Origin of the sequence: Rhodococcoides fascians NBRC 12155 = LMG 3623 (assembly GCF_001894785.1) — a bacterium.
Taxonomy (GTDB): domain Bacteria; phylum Actinomycetota; class Actinomycetes; order Mycobacteriales; family Mycobacteriaceae; genus Rhodococcoides; species Rhodococcoides fascians.
The window spans coordinates 734527-757384 of the sequence record NZ_BCWW01000001.1 but is presented as its reverse complement, the minus strand read 5'-3'; the positions used below and the strand labels follow the sequence as shown (position 1 = coordinate 757384).

Below are 22858 nucleotides of genomic sequence, written 5' to 3'. Positions count from 1 at the left end.
AGCCTGAGGGCATGAACGCGCCGGCGAGCTCGACCCCTCGCAAGCGCCGAGTGACTCCCGAAACCATGGCAGAGGCAGGCATCGCGCTGACGCTGCCCAAGGTGACGGTGAAGTCGGTCGCCGACGCGCTGGGCGTATCGATCGTCGCGATCTACAACAACATCGACGGCCCGACCGCGCTCAAGGCCCTGGTCGCCGAGGAGATCCTGCGACGCTGGTCGCCGCCGCTCCCCGGAGACGACGAGTCGATGCACGACGCGTTGCTGGGACTCTCGTCCGCGTTGCGGGTGCTCGTACTCGAGAACCCGGGCATCGCCGAGTATCTGATCGGACTGACTCCCAGTTCCGTCGACGCGCTGCGCATGGCCGACACCGTGCAGACCCGATATCGAGTGCGCTACGAACTGACTTCCAAGCAGGCGACGTGGGCCGTCATCACCGTCAGCGAACATGCACTTGCGTTGGCGCAGATGGTGTACAACGCCGATCGCCGCGACCGTGAGTACGACGACGCGATCGCGGCGCGCACCGACCTCGACACCCTGCCGGGGGCCTACGACACGATCGACCGTGGACCCGACGGGATGTTTCTGTGGTCGATGCGCACCGTGGTGGTCGGCACGTTGGCGTTGATCGAAGAGCCGGATTTCGAGCGGGTCTAGATCAACTCGCGGCGCAGGTTGTCGAGGGTCGCGGCCTGGATCTTCTTCAATCCGAGGGGCGCGAACGTCTTCTCGAAGAATCCGCCGATTCCTCCGGCACCCGCCCACTCGGTCGTCGTGGTGACGACGGACCCGTTGCCTTCGGGGGCGACGGTCCAGGTGGTGACCATCGAGGAGTTGGCGTCGCGTTCGGTGATGGTCGAGCCGGAGACCGTGACGGAGGCGCTCACGTTGCGCACTCGCTTCTCGGTGGCCTGCAGGGTCCATTCGGCCACGGTGCCGCCGCCTTGTCCGCCCTGCACCACCCGGTAGTCGCGATACTGCTCGGGAAGGATGCGGGGCCGCACGGTTTCGTAGTCGGCGAGCGCGGCGAGCACCTGATCGGGTGTGGTGGCGATGGTGGCGGAACTGGATGCGCTGACCTGAGCCACGAGAACGTTCTCCTTCGAGTCGATTGGGGTTGCGTTGTCCATCCTGCCTCGCGTCGCTCCCGATGTCGGCACTGCCGCCGAGGGTGTGTGAGGTGGTTCACATACGATCAATCGTCATCGAAAAACACATGCATGATGCAACCATTTGTCCGAATAGTTCTGTTTTAGCCGGCCGATTCGACAACAGTTGCGTGAAGTTTCACCGGACCGTCGGCAGCTTCGGTGGATACCGAGCAGTACGAGATATAGCGTCTACTCGTGGCTTCAGTGAATGCTCTTCTCGGACGACGGCCAGAACCGAGGGAGAGCGGTTACGCAGCGCATCGGTCGGGTGTCGAGAAGTTGCTTCGCAGCTATCGCGCAATACCGACCGACGCGACGGTGCGTCTGGCGAAGAAGACGTCCAACCTGTTTCGGGCCAGGACGACCTCGAAGACGCCGGGACTCGACGTCTCGGGATTGAGCAAGGTCGTCACCGTCGATGCCGCGGCTAGCACCGCCGACGTGGCGGGGATGTGCACGTACGAGGATCTGGTCGACGCGACGCTGCCCTACGGCCTCGCCCCTCTCGTCGTTCCGCAGCTCAAGACGATCACCCTCGGCGGCGCGGTCACCGGACTCGGCATCGAGTCGACGTCGTTCCGCAGCGGGCTTCCGCACGAGTCGGTACTCGAGATCGACGTCCTCACCGGTAGCGGTGAGATCCTCACGGCAACACCCGAGGGCGAGCACGCGGACCTGTACTGGGGCTTTCCCAACTCGTACGGCACTCTCGGCTACTCGACGCGGCTGAAGATCGAACTCGAGCCGGTACTTCCGTTCGTTGCCCTGCGCCACTTGCGATTCCACGATCTGGACACGCTTCAAACGACGATGGACACCATCGTCGCTCGGCGTGAGTACGACGGCATCGAAGTTCAGTACCTGGACGGCGTCGTCTTCAGCGCCGACGAAAGCTACCTCACTCTCGGGGTCCAGACCGATGAGCCCGGCCCCGTCAGCGACTACACCGGTGCCGACATCTTCTACCGCTCGATCCAGCATTCGTCGGACACTCCGAAGACCGATCGGCTCACCATCCACGATTACCTATGGCGGTGGGACACCGACTGGTTCTGGTGCTCGCGTGCGTTCGGAACCCAGAACCCCCGGATCCGACGCTTCTGGCCGCGCAAGTACCGCCGCAGCAGCTTCTACTGGAAGTTGATCGGCCTCGATCGCAAGTACGACATCGCCGATCGACTCGAGAAGCGCAAGGGAAATCCGCCGCGCGAACGCGTCGTACAGGACGTCGAGGTTCCCATCGAACACACCGCCGGATTCGTACGCTGGTTTCTCGACGAGATTCCGATCGAGCCGTTGTGGTTGTGCCCCTTGCGTCTTCGCGAACCGGCCGCCCCCGGAGCCGATCCATCCCGGCCGTGGCCGCTGTACCCGCTCGAGCCCAAGCGCACCTACGTCAACATCGGCTTCTGGTCGTCGGTGCCGATCGTGCCCGGTCGACCCGAGGGTGCCGCGAACCGCGCCATCGAGAAGAAGGTCACCGAGTTCGAGGGGCATAAATCGCTGTACTCGGACGCTTACTACACCGAGGATGAATTCGCCGTTCTCTACGGCGGCGAGAAATACAGAGAACTGAAGAAAAAATACGATCCCGAATCCCGATTGCTGGATTTGTACTCGAAGGCGGTGCAGCGCAAATGACGACGTTCAAGGACTCCGGCAATCGCACGGTGAACGGGCCACAGAAACTCAAGATCTCCGAGATCCTCGAGCTGATCTCCGACGGCAACATTCCCCTGCGTTTCACCGCGTACGACGGCAGCGTGGCCGGCCCCGAGGATGCCAAGATCGGCCTCAACCTCAAGAGCCCACGCGGAACCACTTATCTCGCAACAGCTCCCGGCGATCTCGGCATGGCCCGCGCCTATGTCTCCGGCGACCTGGAGGCCACCGGTGTTCATCCCGGTGATCCCTACGAACTGCTCGCGCTGATGGGCGACGAGCTCCATTTCCGCCGCCCATCGGCCATGACCTTGACCTCGATCGCTCGGTCGCTCGGCTGGGACGTGCTGCGTCCCATCGCTCCTCCGCCCCAGGAGGCGATTCCACGGTGGCGTCGCATCGCGGAGGGTCTGCGGCATTCCAAGACACGCGATGCCGAAGCGATCCACCACCACTACGACGTGTCCAACAGGTTCTACGAGATGGTCCTCGGTCCCTCGATGACGTACACCTGTGCGGCATTCGAGAACATCGAGCAGTCTCTGGAGGCCGCGCAGGAGAACAAGTATCGGTTGGTGTTCGACAAACTGGGTCTGCAGCCCGGTGATCGGCTGCTCGACATCGGGTGCGGCTGGGGTTCGATGGTGCGCTACGCAGCGCGACGCGGAGTTCAGGTCATCGGTGTGACTCTCTCGCAGGAGCAGGCCTCGTGGGCACAGAAGGCCATCGAAGACGAGGGGCTGTCGGACCTCGCCGAGGTTCGCTTCTCCGATTACCGCGACGTGCCCGAGACGAATTTCGACGCGATCTCGTCGATCGGGCTGACCGAGCACATCGGTGTCGGCAACTACCCGGCGTACTTCACGTTCATCCAGTCCAAGCTGCGTGACGGTGGTCGACTGCTGAACCACTCGATCACCCGGCCCGACAACCGCGCGCACGCCAAGGCAGGCAGCTTCATCGACCGGTACGTCTTTCCCGACGGGGAGCTGACCGGATCGGGTCACATCATCACCGAGATCCAGGACGTCGGCCTCGAGGTCCGGCACGAGGAGAACCTCCGCGAGCACTACGCGCTGACCCTCGCCGGGTGGTGCCAGAACCTGGTGGACAACTGGGATGCGTGCGTCGCCGAGGCCGGCGAGGGAACAGCCCGTGTCTGGGGCCTGTACATGGCCGGGTCCCGTCTGGGATTCGAGCGCAATGTCGTTCAGCTGCACCAGGTTCTAGCGGTCAAGCTGGGACCGATAGGTCAAGCCGACGTACCTCTGCGTCCGTGGTGGAACGGCTGAGCCTTGTGAGTGGAACTTCGTAGCAGGGGTCGAAGTTCCACTCACATGGGAGCTAGCGACCGGTCGCCCGCAGGATGACTCGGACGGTTTCGGTCGGCTGGTCCCAGTGCGGGAAGTGTCCGCATTTGTCGAACCAGTGCAGGGTGGCGTCGGGGAAACGCTGCATTGCCACCTCTGCCTGGCTGGGCGTCGTCACCTTGTCCTGACGGCCCCAGCCGATGAGCAGCGACCCCTGCAGGGAACCTTTCGGGGCACCCTGCTGCTTGGGCCCGTGGATCAGTGCCTTGCGAGCGGCGTCGAGCGAGGGTGAAGTCTTGGCAGAGAAGCCCTTCAGCTCCCGTTCGACCAGTCCGCTCGGCAATTTCCACGGCGCGGCCGAGAACTGCGCCAGTGCAGCGGTTCTGGTGATCGGGTTCCCGGCCAGGAAGGGCACCAGCGCTTGCGCCCGCTTCATCAACGCCAGCGATGCGGTGATGGTCGCCCCGAACACCTTGACCTGACGGTCGTTCCAGAAGCCGCCCGGATCGAGGGCCACCATCGACCCCCGGTGACCCCGCCGAGCCAGCTCGACGACCATCCGCGCGCCCATCGAGCTGCCGACGAGATCGGCGTCGGACAATCCCTCGCTGTCGAGGTACGCGCGCAGGGCATCGGTCAACGACGCGATGGACACGTCGGCCAGCGGCGGTGTCCGTCCGAACCCGGGGAGATCGAGGGCGATGACCTCGCGGTGCTCCGCGAGTGCCGGGACGATCGGATCCCAGTTGCGGTACGAGGACCCGAGCCCGTGGACGAGGACCAGCGGCGACCCGCTGCCAGTTCTGACGTTGTACATACCCGCGTCGTACCCGGAGACCGGAAACTTACACTTTCGGGCTGTAGTGCGACGGGTGCGAGCGACGCTGCGCCGGCGGCAGATTGCGGGCAGGCGTGTGCACCAGAGGAGCCGATTCCGGCCTGCGGCCCGCGACACGATCCCAGCCGGCTCGGGCGCGCGGATGGAGTCGGCGACGACGCGGCACCAGCCCGAACGCCAGGTTCACCGCCCTGCCGAACACCGCGAACCGTCGTGCGTCCCGCTCCGACCACGTGTATCCCAGTAGCTCCCGGACGGGCGGGTCGTAGAGCCCGACGGTGATCCAGACGAACAACGATGCCACCGGTCTGCGCAGCACGGCCCACCCTCGTTCCGGCAGCCAGGAGGCATACGGCGGCGGGCCGAGCGCGGACAGATCCAGTACTCCACGTGCAGCCATGTTGTCTTCCAGCACGTGTGTGCACATGTGCTCCCAGTACTTCTGGAATTCGGCCCAGGTCTCGGGCACCGATCGCATGCTCATGCCGTAGAGCCGATACCACTGCACGTGCTCGTCGAACAATTGCACTTTCTGCGTTTCGGTCAGTCCGCCCATGAAACGGTCGGCGGTGAGCACCGTGCCCATGAAGAACGTCGCGTGTGCCCAATAGAAGGTGTCGGGATCGAGGGCGTGATACGTGCGCCCTTTCGAGTCGATTCCCTTGATGTCGTTGTGGTAGCCGCGAACCTGGCGGGCGGTTTCCTCGGCGCGGTCGCCGTCGAACACCACTCCCCCGATCGGATACAGGGATCGGTAGAGGCGCTGCCATCGCTCGTCGAAGAACGTCGAATGCTGTTCGACGCCCGCTCCGAGGCCCGGGTGCATGTTCTGCATCGACCCCGCCCACACGCCCTGCAACATCCCGCGCCAGTCACCGAAGTACTTCCAGGTGAGCGAGTCGGGACCGAGTGGGACGGGTCGATCGAACTGACTACGCATGTTGTCAGAGTAGCCTCGACAACATGCGTAGTCAACAGTTGGAAGAGCGCAGATCCAAGCGATACGACGCGTTGCTCGACGCCGGGATCGAACTCCTCGGCGCGCAGGAGGGACCCGCGGTCAACGTCCGCGCCGTGTGCCGCGCAGCCGGACTCACCGAGCGCTACTTCTACGAGAGCTTCACCGATCGCGACACGTTCGTTCGCGCGGTCTACGCCTGGGTAGGGGCCCGAGCGCAGGAGGCCCTGGAGGACGCCGTCGCCGGAGCATCACCGGAGGACGCCGTGGCCGCGCCCGTCCGGGCGTTCGTCGAAATCGTCGTCGACGAGCCTCGGATGGGACGAGTGCTGCTGATCGCTCCGTTGGCCGAACCTGCGCTGAGCCGACGCGGACTCGACCTGCTGCCCGGGTTCGTCGAACTGGTTCGTGCCCGGCTACCCGAGTCCGCCGACCGGCAGCTCGTCGCCGTCGGAACCGTCGGCGCGTTGACGGCTCTGTTCATCGGTTTTCTGGACGGCACCCTCGACGCCACTCGCGACGCTCTGGTCGCGCACTGTATACGCATCCTCGAGCAGGCCGCCGTGCAAGGATGACGGCACCTACAGCCGAAGGAGCTCGTTCATGTCCGATCTCGACCAGTCGTTCGCCGATGCGCAGGTTGACGTCAAGAAGCTCACGTCCAAGCCGAGCAACGACGATCTGCTGCGCCTGTACTCGCTCTTCAAGCAAGGTTCGATCGGAGACGTGACGGGTAAGCGTCCCGGACGGCTGGACATGGTGAACCGCGCAAAGTTCGATGCCTGGGCGAAGCTCGAAGGCACGAGCCAGGATTCGGCGAAACAGCAGTACGTGGATTTGGTGACCGCACTCCTCGCCGGCTGAGCCTACGGCTATGGTCGAGGGCGGGGGTAACGCAACGAAGGGACCCGCATGAGACGCACCGACAGCGACGTCGACGAGGCCGAGCTCGACATCGAGAAGCCGAAGACCCATGCGGCAGGTGCCACCGCCGTCGCGGTGTCGATGAAGCGCGCGCTGGGACACATGGGTCCCAAGCGCACCGCGCAGACGCTCCTCAAGCTGAACCAGGCCGAGGGCTTCGACTGCATGAGCTGCGCGTGGCCCGATCCCGATCCGGGTCATCGGCACGCCGCCGAGTTCTGCGAGAACGGTGCCAAGGCCGTCGCCGAGGAGGCGACGACGACGCGAGCCACTCCGGAGTTCTTCGCGCAGCACAGCATTGCCGAGCTCGATGCGCACACCGAACACTGGTTGGGTCAGCAAGGCCGCATCACGCATCCGATGATCAAGCTCCCCGGCGGCAGCCACTACGAGCCCATCGAATGGGACGATGCGTTCCGTCTGATCGGCGACGAGTTGAAGAGCCTGGCCAGCCCGGACGAGGCCATCTTCTACACCTCGGGTCGTGCGTCCAACGAGTCCGCGTTCATCTACCAGTTGTTCGCTCGGTCGTTCGGCACCAACAACATGCCCGACTGCTCCAACATGTGTCACGAGTCGACGTCCATCGCGCTGCAGGAATCCATCGGCATCGGCAAGGCCAGCGTCACGCTCGACGACGTTCACAACGCCGAACTGATCATCCTGGCCGGCCAGAATCCCGGCACGAATCACCCGCGTATGCTCTCCGCCCTCGAGCTGGCGAAGCAGAACGGCGCAAAGATTCTGTCCATCAATCCCCTTCGCGAAGCGGGACTGCTGAACTTCAAGAACCCCCAGACCCCGCGCGGCATGGTCGGTCCCGGTACCGATCTGTCGGATCTGCACCTGCCGATCAAGCTCAACGGCGACCTCGCTCTGTTCCAGGCCCTCGGGGCGCTGTTGGTGAAGTGGGACGCCCTCGATCACGAATTCCTCGGCGAATACACCGTCGGATTCGACGAGTGGAAGGCACACGTTGCCGAGGTCGATTTCGATCTCGTCACCGAGGTCACCGGTCTGTCGATGCAGCAGATCACCGAGGCCGCCGAGATGCTGCGCGACTCCAAGGCCACCGTCTTCTGCTGGGCGATGGGTCTGACGCAGCATCGCAATGCCGTCGCCACCATCAAGGAAGTCACCAATCTCGCGTTCGCGCAAGGAAACATCGGTAAGGCCGGTGCCGGTTTGCTTCCCGTCCGTGGCCACTCGAACGTGCAGGGCGACCGAACGATGGGCATCTGGGAGCGCCCTCCGGTGGCCTTCCTCGACGCCATGGCGGCGGAGTTCGACTTCGAGCCGCCCCGTGAGCACGGCTTGGACACCGTCGACTCGATCCGCGCCATGCGCGACGGCAAGGCCCATTTCTTCCTCGGCCTCGGCGGCAACTTCGTACAGGCGACGCCCGACAGCGACGTCACGTTCGAGGCGCTGCGCAAGATGCGCATGACCGTGCAGATCTCCACGAAGATCAACCGTTCGCATCTCGTGTGCGGCGAGACGGCTCTCATTCTGCCGACCCTCGGACGCACCGAGAAGGACGTGCAAGCCAGTGGTGAGCAATGGATTTCGGTGGAGGACTCCACCTGCTCGGTGCACTCGTCACGAGGACCGCTGAAGCCCGCGAGCCCGTACCTGCGCTCGGAGGTCGCGATCGTCAGCGGAATCGCCGAGGCGACACTCGGTGATCGATACGGTCTCGATTGGAAGGGTTTCCGCGACGACTACCGCAACATTCGCACGCACATCTCGCGCGTCGTCGCCGGTTGCGAAGGGTACGAGGTCAATGTTCGACGACCCGGCGGCTTCGTCCTTCCGCATCCCCCTCGCGACAGCAGGACGTTCGAAACCAAGAGCGGCAAGGGCGAATTCGCCGTCTCGCCGATCGACGTGCTGCAGGTTCCGTCCGGCCATCTGATTCTGCAGACGCTGCGCAGCCACGATCAGTTCAACACGACGATCTACGGCCTCAGCGATCGCTACCGCGGAATCGAGAACGGCCGACGCGTCATCTTCGTGCACCGAGAAGACATCTCGACGCTCGGCTTCCGCGACGGCGACATGGTCGATCTCGTCACCAAGTGGGACGACGACGACGTGGAACGGTGCGCGCCGTCGTTCCGCATCGTCGAGTACGACACCCCGCGTGGGTCGGCTGCTGCGTACTACCCCGAGACCAATCCGCTGATTCCGTTGGATTCGACTGCGCTGCAGAGCAACTGCCCTACTTCGAAGTCGGTGATCATCTCGATGGTTCCGGCGGGAACAGGAGCGCAGGGCACGTCGAACGGTCATCAGGACAACGAGGGCTCGGACGAGGGGCACAAGTCGCACCCCCAGCCGCATCACCTGAGCTGAGCGGACTCAGCTGAACGATCGAACCAGGGTCGCTGCGTCGGTGAACTGATGTCGCATCAGTTCACCGGCGGCCCGGTGATCGGCTCGACGCATCGCCTCGATCAATTCCTCGTGGCCGCGTACCGCCCGTCGTCCCCAGTCGGTGTCGGACGCATGTAGATGCGTCGGGGTGTACTTGACGGCACCGAGCAGAAACCACGCCAATGTGGTGCCGCCTGCGATCTTGTTGATGGCGCGGTGAAACTCGAACTCGCACCGTTCGACGGCATCGGCGTCGGTGCGTGTCACGGCGTCGCGTAGGTCGTCGTTGAGGGTGGTCAACTGCTGGAGATGCTCCGCGGTGACCCGGCGGGATGCCCGCTCGGCCAAGGCCGCGGCGATCGTGCCCTGCAACCAGAAGATGTCGTCGATGTCCTGCCGTGTCAGTTCGACAACGCGGTAGCCCCGATGCGGGACCGATTCGAGCAACCCTTCGCCGCGCAACGACACCAGCGCCTCGCGTACCGGGGTGGCACTGACTCCCAACTCGGCTGCGGTCTCGTCGATGCGGACGAACGCCCCCGGCTTCAGCGCACCGGCGACGATCCTTCGGCTGATGCTCACTGCGACGTCCTCGGACAGCTGCGGTCGTCGCGCAATCGGCTGTTTCGAAGACGCCGTGCGTGTGAGATCGAGGCTCATTCCACATCTCCTGCACAGCGGGGCTGCGGGGGTTGTTGCAACGGTGGCGGGCGCATAGTGTGTCCTGGACAACATTGAATCACATCAAATATATGTGATGCGATCTGCTGGAGGATAGAGCCCGTGACGGACCAGATCGAACGAACGAACGAGAGCACCTTCGAAAGCCTCGATCCCAGAACGGGTCTCGCACTCGCCACGTACCCGATCGCCGACGGCGCCGAGGTCGAGATCGCCGTGGCCCGCGCCCGCTCGGCCGCCCGGTGGTGGGACGCGCAGGGATTCGAGGGCCGCAAGCGGTGGCTCCTCGAATTCAAGACCGCGATCGCCCGCGACGCCGCGAGCCTCGCCGCCGTCATCGCCGCCGAAACCGGCAAGCCGGACGAGGACTCCCTGCTGGAAGTCATGTTGGGCGTCGAACACATCGATTGGGCGGCGCGCCACGCCGGCAAGACCCTGAAACAGCGCAGGGTCGGATCGGGTCTGCTCGCCATCAACCAGAAGGCCTACGTCAGCTACCGCCCGTTCGGCGTCGTCGGCGTCATCGGGCCGTGGAACTACCCGCTCTACACGCCGATGGGGTCGATCGCGTACGCCCTCGCCGCAGGCAACACCGTCGTCTTCAAGCCCAGCGAACTCACTCCGGGTGTCGGGGTCTGGTTGGCCGAGAAGTGGCAGTCGCTCGCCGCTCCCCACCCGGTGTTCCAGACGATCACCGGCGACGGTTCCACCGGCACCGCCCTGGTCGAAGCCGGCGTCGACAAGATCGCGTTCACCGGCTCGACCGCGACGGCCAAGAAAGTCATGGCCACCTGCGCGAAGTCGTTGACGCCACTGATCGCCGAGTGCGGCGGTAAGGACGCGATGCTCGTCGACGCCGACGCCGATATCCCTGCGGCCGTGGAGTTCGCGACGTTCGGCGCGATGGGCAATGCCGGGCAGACCTGCGCCGGAGTCGAACGTATCTACGTCGCCGCCCCGGTGTACGACCGGTTCGTCGTCGAATTCACCAGGGCGGTCAAGGAATTGAAGCCCGGTGGATCGAAGACCTCGTCCTACGGCCCGATGACGCTGGGCAAGCAGAGCGACATCGTCCGCGGCCAGATCGAGGATGCGTTGGCCAAGGGCGGCACGGCATTGGTGGGAGGTCTCGACTCACTGCACGGGCCGTACATCGACCCCGTCGTCCTCACCGACGTTCCCGAGGATTCGACCGCGATCACCGAGGAGACGTTCGGGCCCACCGTCGTCGTCAACAAGGTCCGCGACCTGGACGAGGCCATCGCCCGTGCCAACGCGTCCTCCTACGGTCTGGGTGCATCGGTGTTCACCAAGGACACCGCGGTCGGGCGACGCGCCGCCGAGAAGCTCGATTGTGGTGTCGTGACGGTCAATTCGGTGCTGGGCTTCGCCGGCGTCCCGGCCCTACCGTTCGGCGGAACGGGCGACTCGGGCTTCGGGCGCATCCACGGCGACGACGGTCTTCGTGAATTCAGCACCGTCAAATCACTGACTGTGCAGGGCTTCGCGGCACCGATCGATCTGCTGACGATGAAGCGCAAAGCACGAAACATGAAGCTCTCGGTGCTGGCGCTCAAACTTCGCCACGGACGAGGCTGACCATGGACATCGCGCCGGGTCGGGGTCGATACGGGTGGTTGCGCCGCGTCGAGGAACTCGACCCGGTCCGCGACTGTCACACCATTCACCGGATCACCGCGGGGTACGAGTTCCCCTGGGATTATCAGCGGGCCCTCGAATTCGCCTTGTTCCGAACGTATTGCGTGCCGACGATCTCCGCTCTGCTGGCCCGGACCGGCGAGTTCGAGAAGCGACCGCAGAAGCGGTACGACGACACCTCGCTGCTGATGTCGGAAATGGTCGAGCACGGATACGACTCCGAACGAGGTCGTCAGTCACTGCGGACGGTCAATCGAATGCACGCCCAGTACGACATTTCCAACGACGACATGCTGTACGTGCTCACGACGTTCATCTACGAGCCCATCGAATGGATCGACACCTACGGGTGGCGTCGTCTGCATCCCCACGAGCGGCTCGCGACCTTCCACTTCTACAGCGAAGTGGGTAAACGCATGGGCATCAAGGACATTCCAGAGTCGTATACCGAGTTCGCACAGTTCAAGCTCGATTACGAAGAACGAACGTTCCGCTTCAGCGAGGACAACCGTCGCATCGGCACCTACACCCTCGATCTCTACTGCTCGTGGTTTCCCGCCGCGCTCACCCCGGCCGTCCGGCAGGGCGTGTTCGCGTTGCTCGACGATCGGATGGCGAACGCATTCGGCTTCCCCGCCGGCTCACCCACGCTGGAACGGGCCGCGGTGCGGGCGCTGCGGACCAAGGCCCGCGTGGAGCGTTTCCTGCCCTCGAGAAAACACTCACGCACGACAGCCGACGCGGGCAACAAGACCTACCCCGGCTATCCCGTCGGGTACAGCCCGAAAGATCTGGGCACCCAGGCCGCATCACCGATTCGCGGTTGTCCGGTAGCGACGACGTAACTGCCAACTCGACGGGTCAGAGTCCGTCCACCCACCGCCCGAACGCATCGCGAAACTCCCCCGAGAGCGGCAGCGGTGCCAGGGCAGTGTTCGGATCGGCGGGCAGCGGGCCGAGCTCGCCCAGCATGTGCGAGCTGTTGGCGAAGTGCGCGAAGTGGAGGTCGGTGTGGCCCAGGGCCACTCGCACGTTCTCGACCTGGCCGCAGGACACGTTCAGGTCCTTGTCCGAGCAGGTCAGGAACGAGGAGTACGAGTCCGGTAGCGCGGCAGCCAGATCCGCCGGGTCCGTGGCATCCGCTTCCCGCAGGAAGGTGGCGCTCTGCCGCAGTCCCAGACCGTCGACGATCGGGTCGGGCTCGGCAGACAGCGGTTGTCCCGCGCGAATATCGGCGACGGCCTGGGCGAAGCGATCCCGCGACGACGCGGCCTGCTCCTCGGTGAACTGGCCGACCGCCACGGCCTCGCCGATGTTGCGATCGACCTGCGCGGTCAGCAGGTCGAGGTAGCGGATGGACAACGGCTCGAGCAGGCCGACATGGGTGAACGCCGCACTGTCGGCATCGGCCAGGCGCAGTGCCGTCAGTGCGCCCTCGCTGTGCCCGATCACCGTCGTGCGATCCGCCCCGACACCGGTGCGCTGCTGCAGGAAAGCCAGTGCGTCCGCGGCATTGTCGACCTGCGCATCGAAGCCGGGCGGGTTGTTCGGATCCACCCCGGCCAGCCCGGTGCGGCCGCTCCCGAGCTTGTCGAACCGCAGGCTCGCAATACCGCGTCGGGACAACTCGTCGGCGACGTATGCGGTCGTGTTCAGGTGCAGATCACCCGAGTTCCCGTTGCGATCGGTCGGCCCGCTGCCCGGCAGCACCAAGGCCACGCCGCGGGTGTCGCCGACCGGCATGCGGAGGCTGCCGTAGAAGGTGACGCCGCCGGACTCGAAGCTGACCTCCGAATCGAGCGCGTCGTCGGGTGACCACGGAACGTTGATCGGAGCAGCGGCCGCGGTACCCGCGCCGACGAGCAGGAGCATCGACGCGGCCAGTCCGGCCAGCAGTCCTCGGGTGCGCATCATGCCGCCAGAATAACAATCCGACCGACCGTTCGGATATGGGTACGCTGCCCGTAACCCGCGGCACGGCACTCGACGTCGCCCATCGAAAAACGCACGCGACCGCTCCCGACCGAGCCGGCTCGAGGCGTCGAACACCCAGCACACACCGGCTCCGGAAGGCCGAAGTGCTGGTCGGGGCACACCCCGAATCGGATAGGACGTAGCCTGGCGAGGGAGGTTCGGTGGTTCGACCGTGAATGACACCCGTGTTGTTCGGTTAGATTGGAAGAGCCACCAGGCACGATGCAAGAGGGTCGAGACCTGTCAACGAGCGACGGGTCACCACAATCGAGGAGAACAGGCCATGGCTTTACCAGTATTGACACCGGAACAGCGCACCGCGGCGCTGGCCAAGGCGGCCGAGGCACGCACTGCGCGGTCGAAGCTGCTCGCATCCGTCAAGTCCGGCGAACTGAGCGTCGCTGACGTCCTCGCCAAGGCGGAGAACGACGAGATCGTCAAGAAGACCAAGGTGTCCGCGCTGATCAAGGCCCTGCCGGGCGTTGGATCCGTGCGCGCCGCACAGCTGCTCGAGCAGCTGTCCATCGCAGATACGCGCCGCATCGGCGGCCTCGGCGCAAACCAGCGCGAAGCGCTGCTCGCTGCCGTCGCATCCTGATTCACATTTTCACGGGTCGTTCCTGCAGGCTCCACGCCTGATCCTGCGATAACGCGTTGCCTGCAGGGCTAGCATTTCGACCATGAACGTCGAAGTGACCCTGCTGCCCGGAATCGGGGTGCGGAAAGATTTTGCCCTCGCTTCCGGGCGCCGCATCGGCGTCATCACCCGCAAGGACGGCGCGAACGAGTTGATCGTTTCGCGCAAGGACGACCCCGATGCGACGCAGGCGTCCATCACCCTGAGCAATGAGGAAGCGGCGGCCCTGGGCAATCTGCTCGGGTCGCCGCAACTCATTGCTCAGCTCGGGGAAGAGCATCGCGATCTCCCCGGAATCAACACTCGTCAGCTCCCCATTCGCGCGAATTCACGGTTCGTCAGCCGCACACTCGGCGACACCGCCATGCGCACCAAGACCGGAGTATCCGTCGTCGCTGTCATGCGCGCCGGCCAGGTACAACCGTCACCCACCCCCGACTTCACGCTCGCCGCAGGTGACCTGCTGGTCGCCGTCGGCACCGCGGACGGACTGGACGCAGCAGCCAAGTTGCTCGGCAATGCCTGAGATCAGTCGGGGCTGACCCGTGGCCGAGAGCGCGCTCGCCCTCACCGAGCTGGGTGCCGTGTTCTTCGTTCTCGGACTTCTCGCTCGTCTCGCCGGCCGGATCGGCGTCTCCCCCATCCCGTTCTACCTGCTCGGCGGACTGGCCTTCGGCAACGGCGGATTCGTCAACCTCGGCGGCATCGACGAGTTCAGCGAGATCGCCAGCGAAATCGGCGTCATCCTGCTGTTGCTGCTGCTCGGCCTCGAATACACCGCAACCGAGCTCGTCACCGGCCTGCGTCGATCGTGGATGGCCGGTCTGGTCGACATCGTCCTCAACTTCGCGCCCGGTGCCGTCGTCGCGCTGCTGCTCGGCTGGGGCGGAGTCGGGGCGCTCGTGATGGGCGGCGTCACGTACATCTCGTCGTCGGGCATCATTGCCAAAGTTCTCACCGACCTGGGCCGACTGGGAAACCGCGAAACCCCGGTCGTGCTGTCGATCCTGGTGTTCGAGGACCTGGCCATGGCCATCTACCTCCCGATCCTCACCGCCGTCCTGAGCGGAGTCAGCTTCCTCGGCGGACTCGAAGCCCTCGGCATCTCACTGTTCGTCATCACCTTCGTGTTGGTCGTCGCGCTGAAATACGGCAGATTCGTCTCGGCGATCGTCGACAGTCCCGACCGTGAGGTCATGCTGCTCAAAGTCCTCGGGTCCGCCCTGCTGGTGGCCGGCATCGCGTCGGAACTGCAGGTCTCGGCGGCCGTCGGTGCGTTCCTGCTGGGAATCGCGATCTCCGGGTCGACGGCCGACAACGCGACCCGCGTCCTCGAACCCCTACGCGACCTGTTCGCTGCGATGTTCTTCGTCGTGTTCGGTCTGGGCACCGACCCGTCGACCATCCCGCCCGTGTTGGGCTGGGCCGTCGTACTCGCCGTCACCACCGCCGCGACCAAGATCGCGACGGGCTGGTGGGCAGCAGGTCGGCAGGGAATCGGCAGGCCGGGACGACTACGCGCCGGTGCGGCTCTGGTGGCGCGCGGAGAGTTCTCCATCGTCATCGCCGGACTGGCCGTCGCCGCGGGAGCTGTCGAAGGCGAACTGGCGGCCCTGGCGACGGCGTACGTGCTGCTGATGGCCATCCTGGGGCCGATTGCTGCCCGCGTCGTCGAACCCGTCGCGAAGGTTGTGCTCCGGACCAAGCCCGCGGTGTGATTGGCTTTTCGACATGGCAGACAAGCGGACGGCTCTGAGGCGACGGCCGCAGTTGTCCGAGGAAGTCGCCAGCCACGTCCGGCACCTGGTGATGTCCGGAGAGGTGAGTCCGGGAGACTTCATCCGGCTCGACGAGACCGCAGCCCAGCTGGGCGTCAGCGTCACCCCGGTGCGTGAGGCGCTACTGACCTTGCGCGGTGAGGGCATCGTCGAGCTCGTCCCCCACCGCGGCTATGTGGTGTCTGCGCTGACGCCGAGCGACATCGTCGACATCTTCTGGCTGCAGGGTGAGATCGCGGTCGAACTCGTGCGCCGGGCGGCACCGAAGATCACCGAGGTCGAACTGGATCGACTCACCGAGCTCACCGACGCACTGTCGGTCGCCGTCGAGAACGGCAAGGCCGAGGACGTCGAGAACATCGAGTTCGAGTTCCATCGTGTGCTGAACCGTCTGGCCGAGTCGGCCAAGTTGGCGTGGTTTCTCAACAACGCCACCCGCTATACCCCGACCCGTCTCTACGCCACCGACCGTGACTGGGGCCGAGCAGCCGTGCGCAATCACGAGGAGCTGATCGCGGCCCTGATTCGAAACGACATCGACGCCGCCTGCGAATTGATGAAGCAACAATTCACAGACGGCGCCGAGAGGTTGATCGCGCATCGCGGGTGACAGCGCTACGCGCACGTGAGTGGAAACTCGTAGCCTGCTACGCGTTTCCACTCACATGGGGTCAGCGCAGCGAGGCCGGAACCTGGAAGCGCTCTCCGTACTTCTTGGCCAATTCGTCCGCGCGAGCGACGAATCCGGCCTGACCACCCGGGTAGCCGACGACGTACTGGTGCACGCCACCCGTCCATGCCGGGAAGCCGATGCCGAAGATCGAACCGATGTTGGCGTCGGCGGTGGTATTCAGGACACCCTCGTCGAAGCACTTCTGCGTCTCGATGGCCTCGATGAACAGCATGCGTTCCTTGAGGTCCTCGAACGGGATGTCCGCCGAACCCGACTTGAACGCATCACGCAGTCCGGGCCACAGGCCGGCGCGCTTGCCGTCTTCGTACTCGTAGAAGCCCGCACCCTTGGCCTTCGACGGACGCTCGAACTCGTCGACCATCTTGTCGATGACCTCGCCGGCCGGATCCTCCGGAGGCGTTCCACCGGCAGCCTTGATGGCGTCGTAGGTTTCCTTGCGGATCTTCTGCATCAGGTTGAGCGTGAGCTCGTCCGAAAGCTGCAGCGGCGCAGCCGGGTAACCGGCCTGCAGACCGGCCTGCTCGATGGTCGACGGCTCGACGCCCTCGCCCAGCATCGCAATGGCCTCGTTGATGAACGTACCGATCACGCGAGAGGTGAAGAATCCACGACTGTCGTTGACGACGATCGGCGTCTTCTTGATGAGCTGCACCAGGTCGAATGCCTTGGCCAAGGCCGCATCCGACGTCTTCTCGCCGCGAATGATCTCCACCAGCGGCATCTTGTCGACGGGTGAGAAGAAGTGGATGCCGATGAAGTCTTCCTGACGCTTGATGCCCTGAGCGAGGCTCGTGATGGGCAGCGTCGAGGTGTTGGAACCGAGCAGCGCCGTCGGATCGACGAGGTCCTCGATCTCCTGGAAGACCTTCTGCTTCAACTCTTCCGACTCGAAGACGGCCTCGATGACGAGGTCGGCACCTTCGACGTCCTTGGCATCGGCGGTCGGGTGGATGCGTGCGAGCAGAGCGTCCGACTTCTCCTGGGTGGTCTTGCCACGCGAGAGTGCCTTGGCCTCGATGGCCTCGGAGTACGCCTTGCCCTTCTGCGCCGACTCGATCGCAACGTCCTTGAGCACCACGTCGATTCCGGCCTTGGCACACACGTACGCGATGCCCGCGCCCATCATGCCTGCGCCGAGAACCGCGACCTTGGTGAAGGTGGTCTTCTCGATGCCGTCGGGACGAGACTTACCGGCGTTGATCGCCTGCAGGTCGAAGAAGAACGCCTGAATCATGTTCTTGGACACCAGACCGGTGACCAACTCGGTGAAGTACCGCGACTCGATGGTGCACGCATTGTCGAAGTCGACCTGCGCACCCTCCACCGCCGCAGCGAGAATCGCGCGCGGAGCCGGCATCGGTGCGCCCTTGATCTGCTTGCGCAGGTTGGACGGGAAGGCAGGCAGGATCTGCGCGAGCTTCGGGTTCGACGGCGTGCCGCCGGGGATCTTGTAACCCTTGACGTCCCACGGTGCGACGCCACCCTCGGGGTTGGCCTTGATCCATGCCTTGGCGGTGGGCACCAATTCGTCGATGCTGCCGACCAATTCGTGAACCAGACCGATTTCGAGAGCCTTGGCCGGACGGAACCGAGTGCCCTGAGCGAGGACCGTCATGAAGCCGGTCTGGATGCCGAGCAGTCGCGTGATGCGGGCAACGCCGCCGCCGCCGGGCAGGAGGCCGAGCGAGACCTCGGGCAGACCGATCTGCACGCCGGGAACATCGGCCGCGATGCGGTGATGCGTTGCGAGAGCGATCTCGAGTCCGCCGCCGAGTGCCGCACCGTTGATGGCGGACACGACCGGCTTGCCGAGCTTCTCGAGCCGACGCAGCTGTCCCTTGACTTCCTGGACCTCGTCGAACACCCGCTGGGCGTCCTCGGGCTTGGCTTCGATGAGGGTGTGCAGATCGCCGCCGGCGAAGAACGTCTTCTTGGCGGAGGTCAGCACGACTCCGGTGATGCTGTCCTTCTCGGCCTCGAGGCGGTCGACCGTCGCGCCCATCGAGTCCTTGTACAGCTGGTTCATCGTGTTGGCGCCCTGGTTGGGGTCGTCCATCGTCAGAACGACGATGCCGTCGGCGTCCTGGTCCCACTGAATCATGTTGTCAGACATCGTTCTACCTCAGACTCGCTCGATGATGGTGGCAACGCCCATGCCGCCGCCGATGCACAGGGTGATCAAGGCGTACCGGCCGCCGCGGCGCTCGAGCTCGTCGAGCACGGTGCCGGTGATCATGGCTCCGGTGGCACCGAGCGGGTGGCCCATGGCGATGGCGCCGCCGTTGACGTTGAGCTTCTCGTTCGGGATCTTCAGATCCTTCTGGAAACGCAGCACCACGGAAGCGAACGCCTCGTTGAGCTCGAACAGATCGATGTCGTCGACGGTCAGGCCGGCGGTGGCGAGAACCTTCTTCGACGCCGGGGTCGGTCCGGTCAGCATGATCGTCGTATCGGCACCACTGGTGGCCGTCGCGACGATGCGGGCGCGCGGGACCATGTTCAGGTCCTTGCCCGCCTGCTCGCTGCCGACGAGGACGAGGGCTGCGCCGTCGACGATGCCGGAGCTGTTTCCGCCGGTGTGGACGTGATCGATCTTCTCGATCCAGTGGTACTTCTGCAGCGCCACGTCGTCGAATCCGCCCATGGCCGCGATACCGGTGAATGCCGGGTTCAGCTTGCCGAGCGACTCGACGGTACTGCCCGGACGCATGTGCTCGTCCTGATCGAGGATCAGCAGACCGTTCTGGTCGGTGACCGGAACGACGGACTTGGCGAAGTAGCCACCGGACCACGCCGCTGCGGCGCGCTCCTGGGACTGGACGGCATACGCGTCGACGTCCTCGCGGGTGAATCCTTCGATGGTGGCGATCAGGTCGGCACCGATGCCCTGCGGGGCGAAGTAGGTGTCGTAGTTGGTGGCCGGGTCCATGGCCCATGCGCCGCCGTCACTGCCCATCGGCACGCGAGACATCGACTCGACGCCGCCGGCAACGACCAGTTCGTCCCAGCCCGAGCGCACCTTCTGCGCGGCCAGGTTGACGGCCTCGAGGCCCGACGCGCAGAAGCGGTTGAGCTGGAAGCCGCCGACGGTGTCGGGCATCTTGGCTGCGAGCACGGCCGTGCGGGCGATGTCGGCACCCTGATCTCCGACGGGCGAGACCACGCCCAGGATGAGGTCGGAGATTCGGTTCTCGTCCATGTCGGGGAAACGTCGACGGAGCTCGTCGATCAGCCCGGTCACCAAGGAAATCGGCTTCACCGAATGCAGGGAGCCGTTCTTTCCTTTACCTCGGGGAGTCCTGATGGCCTCGTAAATGAATGCCTCTGTAGTCACAGCGCGCAGTTCCTTCCACATACTCGATCTTGTCGCGATCGCCGTGCCGGCCGATCGCGTCGGTGCGAGGCCATGACAGACCTCAGCTCATGCCACAGTAAGTTGGCATACCGATCCGACATAAGGACCGAAACGAGCGTTTCGCATGACCCACGATGCGGTTCAGGTTTGAACGACCCCGTCATGGGAAATTACGATGCGTCAGATCGACCGAAGGCGAAAGAAGACCGACCATGGAAACCGACAACGAACCGACCGTGGGCGCTCGCGTCAAGGTACGCACTCGCAACGACGACAAGTCCGGAGCCGACAGTTCTGGATCCGACGCCTACGAGACCGGCGCTATCGTCGACGACTTCGGAGTCCAAGCGACCGACAGCACCTCGCGGGACTGGGCCGTCGCCAAGCGTTGGGCCGTCGCTCTCGACAGCGGCCGACTGGTATTCGTCGACACCGACGATCTCACGCTCGCCTGAGCCTCAGATCTCCTTGAGCGGTACCGCTCCGAGTTCGCTCACCAGCAGCTCCATGGCGACCGTTTCCGGGTCCCGACGAACCGACGGGTCCGCGGGTTCGGCCGCGGCCTTGAGCAGTTCTTCCTCGTCCTCCGGCGTCTCCGGAGGCGGCGGACCTACCGGCTCGGGATCATCGGGATAGTCCGGGGCCTCGGGCATCGGAATATCTGCGTCCGATCCATCGCCCGCTGAACCGAAACCGTCCGACGTCGGACGGGGAGCCCCTGCCTGGCTCGGCCTCGAGAACTTCGGCAGCGACGCGGGTTTCGCTGCCGGTTCATCTTTTTTTGCTGATGACGGTTCCGGTGGTGCCGCAGCACCCACCAGACAGACCACCGACCATTCGACGCCGAACACGTCACGCAACGCGTCCCGAATGACGTCGGCGTTGCGGGGTTCTTCGAGTCGCTTCGCGAGCGGTGCCGAATCGTGGCCCAGTGTGATGGTGCCGTTCTCGACGGTGCGTACCGACGCACCGGACAACATCACCTCGACGGTCCTGCTTCGCTCTCGTACCTTGGTTCGCACCTCGGACCACACCGCGCGGACGGCCGCCGCATCCGGCTCGTTGGAGGCCGCCGCGGGTGCCGCGACAGGCTCGGGCTCGGATTCGTACACCGGCTCGGGCTCCGGTCCGTACTCGTCCTCGGGCTCCGGCGGAAAATCCTCATGGGACAGCGAAGTTTCCGAATGCTGTTGCGCTGCAGCGGAAGTCGTGACCGGTGCGGGCTCGCGCGCCGGTTCGGGTGTGGGTGCCGGTTCGGGTGTCGGAGCTGGCTCGGGTGTCGGAGCTGGCTCGGGTGTTGGAGCCGGTTCGGGTGTCGGAGCCGGTTCGGGTGTCGGAGCTGGTTCGGGTGTCGGAGCTGGTTCGGGTGTCGGAGCCGGCTCGGGTGCGGGAGCTGGCTCGGGTGCGGGAGCTGGCTCAGGAGCTGCAGGCTCGGGCACCGGAGACGTTTCCGGGACCGCCATGGGTTCGGGTGCCGCGACAGGCGCAGGCGCAGGTGCCGGAGCCGGGGCCGATGCTGGTGCCGCGGGTGCGGACTCGGCGGCCGGCTGTCGCTGGGACGGTCGCTGGAATTTGTTCACCGGGGGCGGGCCGGAGGGTGCAGGCTCGTCGGTCGCGGGCAGCTGTGGTCGTGTCGGGTCTGCGGCTGCCTGTGCCACTGCCGCCTGCTCACCGGCAGGAAGGGTGACGTCCAGGCGACGTTCGACGCGTTCGAGCCTCTGCAGCACCGCCGATTCCGCATCGGAAGCCGAGGGCAGCAGCATCCGTGCGCACATCACTTCGAGCAGCAGGCGCGGCGCGGTGGCCCCTCGCATTTCGCCGAGGCCCGAGTGCACGATTTCGGCGTAGCGAGTCAGCGTCGCCGAGCCGAGCAGGTCCGCCTCGTCGCGGAGCCGTTCGAGGACGTCGCCCGGCACGTCGACCAGGCCACGTTCACCGGCGTCGGGTACGGCCTTCATCAGGATCAGGTCTCGCATGCGATCGAGGAGGTCGATGGCGAAGCGACGTGGGTCGTGGCCCGCGTCCATCACCTTGTCGACGGTGCCGAACAGTGCGCCGCCGTCTCCCGCGGCCAGGGCGTCGACGGCCTCGTCGATCAGCGCGACGTCGGTGACGCCGAGCAGCGACAGAGCTCGCGGGTAGGTGACGCCTTCCGGTCCGGCTCCGGCCAGCAACTGGTCCATGACCGACAGCGAGTCACGCGGAGAACCGCCACCCGCGCGGATAACGAGTGGATAGACCGCGTCCTCGACCGGTACCTGTTCCTGACCACAGATCTTCTCGAGCAGGCCGCGCATCGTCGACGGCGCGAGCAGTCGGAACGGGTAGTGGTGGGTTCGCGAGCGGATGGTGGGGAGCACCTTCTCGGGCTCGGTGGTCGCGAAGATGAAGACCAGGTGCTCCGGCGGTTCCTCGACGACCTTGAGCAGCGCGTTGAAGCCGGCCGGGGTGACCATGTGCGCCTCGTCGATGATGAAGATGACGTAGCGCGACTCGGCCGGGGCGTACACGGCTTTGTCTCGAAGATCGCGTGCATCGTCGACGCCACCGTGGCTGGCTGCGTCCATCTCGACGACGTCGAAGTTGCCGGGCCCGCCCGGTGCCAGTGCGACGCAGGAGTTGCACACACCGCAGGGGGTGGAGGTCGGTCCTTCGGCGCAGTTCAGCGATCGGGCGAGGATGCGTGCCGAGGACGTCTTTCCGCAGCCACGAGGGCCTGAGAAGAGATAGGCGTGGTTGATTCTGTTGGAATCGAGCGCCACGCTGATCGGTTCGGTGACGTGCTCCTGACCGACGACTTCGGCGAACGTCGCGGGACGGTACTTCCGGTAGAGGGCCACGCCCGAAAGGGTACCG

21 protein-coding genes are annotated in these 22858 nt (G+C 65.1%); 13 read left to right on the top strand and 8 right to left on the bottom strand.

The window, feature by feature from the left end; all coding sequences use genetic code 11:
* Nucleotides 1-11: 11 nt before the first annotated feature.
* Complete coding sequence (locus RFA01S_RS03800; protein WP_139278370.1) at nucleotides 12-662, top strand: hypothetical protein; 651 nt, start codon at nucleotides 12-14, stop codon at nucleotides 660-662.
* Here the strand turns inward: RFA01S_RS03800 and RFA01S_RS03795 are convergent.
* Complete coding sequence (locus tag RFA01S_RS03795; RefSeq protein WP_027494535.1) at nucleotides 659-1093, bottom strand: SRPBCC family protein; 435 nt, start codon at nucleotides 1091-1093, stop codon at nucleotides 659-661. The two genes, RFA01S_RS03800 and RFA01S_RS03795, sit on opposite strands and share 4 nt — an antisense overlap.
* Before the next feature lie 258 nt (nucleotides 1094-1351).
* On the opposite strand from RFA01S_RS03795, the gene RFA01S_RS03790 reads away from it, so the two are divergent.
* Nucleotides 1352-2797: an FAD-binding oxidoreductase gene (locus RFA01S_RS03790; protein ID WP_052060942.1), complete on the top strand. Its 1446-nt coding sequence runs from the start codon at nucleotides 1352-1354 to the stop codon at nucleotides 2795-2797.
* Nucleotides 2794-4110: a class I SAM-dependent methyltransferase gene (locus RFA01S_RS03785; protein WP_032408446.1), complete on the top strand. Its 1317-nt coding sequence runs from the start codon at nucleotides 2794-2796 to the stop codon at nucleotides 4108-4110. The genes RFA01S_RS03790 and RFA01S_RS03785 overlap by 4 nt, the downstream gene beginning before the upstream one ends.
* Before the next feature lie 52 nt (nucleotides 4111-4162).
* On the opposite strand, the gene RFA01S_RS03780 is transcribed toward RFA01S_RS03785, so the two are convergent.
* Nucleotides 4163-4945, bottom strand: coding sequence for an alpha/beta fold hydrolase (locus RFA01S_RS03780; RefSeq protein WP_032408445.1), 783 nt, complete (start codon nucleotides 4943-4945; stop codon nucleotides 4163-4165).
* A 28-nt stretch (nucleotides 4946-4973) separates the two neighbouring features.
* Nucleotides 4974-5906, bottom strand: a complete 933-nt coding sequence (locus tag RFA01S_RS03775; protein WP_032408444.1) for an oxygenase MpaB family protein — start codon at nucleotides 5904-5906, stop codon at nucleotides 4974-4976.
* Nucleotides 5907-5929: 23 nt separating this feature from the next.
* Between RFA01S_RS03775 and RFA01S_RS03770 the strand changes: the two genes are divergently transcribed.
* The 3 genes from RFA01S_RS03770 to RFA01S_RS03760 are packed head-to-tail and all read left to right on the top strand — an operon-like array spanning nucleotide 5930 to nucleotide 9203.
* Nucleotides 5930-6499 carry a TetR/AcrR family transcriptional regulator gene (locus RFA01S_RS03770; protein ID WP_032408443.1) on the top strand — a complete coding sequence of 190 codons (570 nt, stop codon included), beginning with the start codon at nucleotides 5930-5932 and terminating at the stop codon, nucleotides 6497-6499.
* A 28-nt stretch (nucleotides 6500-6527) separates the two neighbouring features.
* Nucleotides 6528-6788, top strand: a complete 261-nt coding sequence (locus RFA01S_RS03765; protein WP_032364582.1) for an acyl-CoA-binding protein — start codon at nucleotides 6528-6530, stop codon at nucleotides 6786-6788.
* A 48-nt stretch (nucleotides 6789-6836) separates the two neighbouring features.
* Nucleotides 6837-9203 carry an FdhF/YdeP family oxidoreductase gene (locus tag RFA01S_RS03760; RefSeq protein ID WP_032399298.1) on the top strand — a complete coding sequence of 789 codons (2367 nt, stop codon included), beginning with the start codon at nucleotides 6837-6839 and terminating at the stop codon, nucleotides 9201-9203.
* A 6-nt stretch (nucleotides 9204-9209) separates the two neighbouring features.
* Here the strand turns inward: RFA01S_RS03760 and RFA01S_RS03755 are convergent, their stop codons facing one another.
* Nucleotides 9210-9884 (bottom strand): GntR family transcriptional regulator, encoded by a 675-nt coding sequence (locus RFA01S_RS03755; RefSeq protein WP_052060940.1) that lies wholly within the window; start codon nucleotides 9882-9884, stop codon nucleotides 9210-9212.
* Between the two features lie 102 nt (nucleotides 9885-9986).
* On the opposite strand from RFA01S_RS03755, the gene RFA01S_RS03750 reads away from it, so the two are divergent.
* Together RFA01S_RS03750 and RFA01S_RS03745 are read left to right on the top strand one after the other, a co-directional pair.
* The gene (locus tag RFA01S_RS03750) at nucleotides 9987-11504 is read left to right on the top strand and encodes an aldehyde dehydrogenase family protein (RefSeq protein WP_370878754.1); all 1518 of its coding nucleotides are present in this window, start codon (nucleotides 9987-9989) and stop codon (nucleotides 11502-11504) included.
* 2 nt (nucleotides 11505-11506) lie between these two features.
* Nucleotides 11507-12409: an oxygenase MpaB family protein gene (locus RFA01S_RS03745; protein ID WP_032392800.1), complete on the top strand. Its 903-nt coding sequence runs from the start codon at nucleotides 11507-11509 to the stop codon at nucleotides 12407-12409.
* Between the two features lie 16 nt (nucleotides 12410-12425).
* On the opposite strand, the gene RFA01S_RS03740 is transcribed toward RFA01S_RS03745, so the two are convergent.
* Nucleotides 12426-13478: an alpha/beta hydrolase gene (locus RFA01S_RS03740; protein ID WP_052060938.1), complete on the bottom strand. Its 1053-nt coding sequence runs from the start codon at nucleotides 13476-13478 to the stop codon at nucleotides 12426-12428.
* 343 nt (nucleotides 13479-13821) lie between these two features.
* Here RFA01S_RS03740 and mihF point away from each other — a divergent pair, with 343 nt between their 5' ends.
* The 4 genes from mihF (at nucleotide 13822) to RFA01S_RS03720 (ending at nucleotide 16563) form a co-directional block, all read left to right on the top strand.
* The gene (gene mihF / locus RFA01S_RS03735; protein ID WP_008712632.1) at nucleotides 13822-14136 is read left to right on the top strand and encodes an integration host factor, actinobacterial type; all 315 of its coding nucleotides are present in this window, start codon (nucleotides 13822-13824) and stop codon (nucleotides 14134-14136) included.
* A gap of 82 nt (nucleotides 14137-14218) precedes the next feature.
* Nucleotides 14219-14701 carry a cation:proton antiporter regulatory subunit gene (locus tag RFA01S_RS03730; RefSeq protein ID WP_027494547.1) on the top strand — a complete coding sequence of 161 codons (483 nt, stop codon included), beginning with the start codon at nucleotides 14219-14221 and terminating at the stop codon, nucleotides 14699-14701.
* A 19-nt stretch (nucleotides 14702-14720) separates the two neighbouring features.
* A complete protein-coding gene (locus RFA01S_RS03725) occupies nucleotides 14721-15893 on the top strand; it encodes a cation:proton antiporter (protein ID WP_072691991.1) in 1173 nt (390 codons plus the stop codon).
* Between the two features lie 13 nt (nucleotides 15894-15906).
* Nucleotides 15907-16563, top strand: coding sequence for a GntR family transcriptional regulator (locus tag RFA01S_RS03720; protein WP_052060936.1), 657 nt, complete (start codon nucleotides 15907-15909; stop codon nucleotides 16561-16563).
* Nucleotides 16564-16624: 61 nt separating this feature from the next.
* Here the strand turns inward: RFA01S_RS03720 and RFA01S_RS03715 are convergent, their stop codons facing one another.
* Both RFA01S_RS03715 and RFA01S_RS03710 read right to left on the bottom strand, forming a co-directional pair.
* On the bottom strand, nucleotides 16625-18760 hold the full coding sequence (locus tag RFA01S_RS03715) for a 3-hydroxyacyl-CoA dehydrogenase NAD-binding domain-containing protein (protein WP_032399301.1): 2136 nt from the start codon (nucleotides 18758-18760) through the stop codon (nucleotides 16625-16627).
* Nucleotides 18761-18769: 9 nt separating this feature from the next.
* Entirely contained in the window at nucleotides 18770-19981 is a 1212-nt protein-coding gene (locus RFA01S_RS03710) for an acetyl-CoA C-acetyltransferase (protein WP_027494551.1), read from the bottom strand.
* A 233-nt stretch (nucleotides 19982-20214) separates the two neighbouring features.
* On the opposite strand from RFA01S_RS03710, the gene RFA01S_RS03705 reads away from it, so the two are divergent.
* Nucleotides 20215-20457: a hypothetical protein gene (locus RFA01S_RS03705; RefSeq protein WP_027494552.1), complete on the top strand. Its 243-nt coding sequence runs from the start codon at nucleotides 20215-20217 to the stop codon at nucleotides 20455-20457.
* A 3-nt stretch (nucleotides 20458-20460) separates the two neighbouring features.
* On the opposite strand, the gene RFA01S_RS03700 is transcribed toward RFA01S_RS03705, so the two are convergent.
* A complete protein-coding gene (locus RFA01S_RS03700; protein WP_032408545.1) occupies nucleotides 20461-22842 on the bottom strand; it encodes a DNA polymerase III subunit gamma and tau in 2382 nt (793 codons plus the stop codon).
* Nucleotides 22843-22858: the final 16 nt, after the last annotated feature.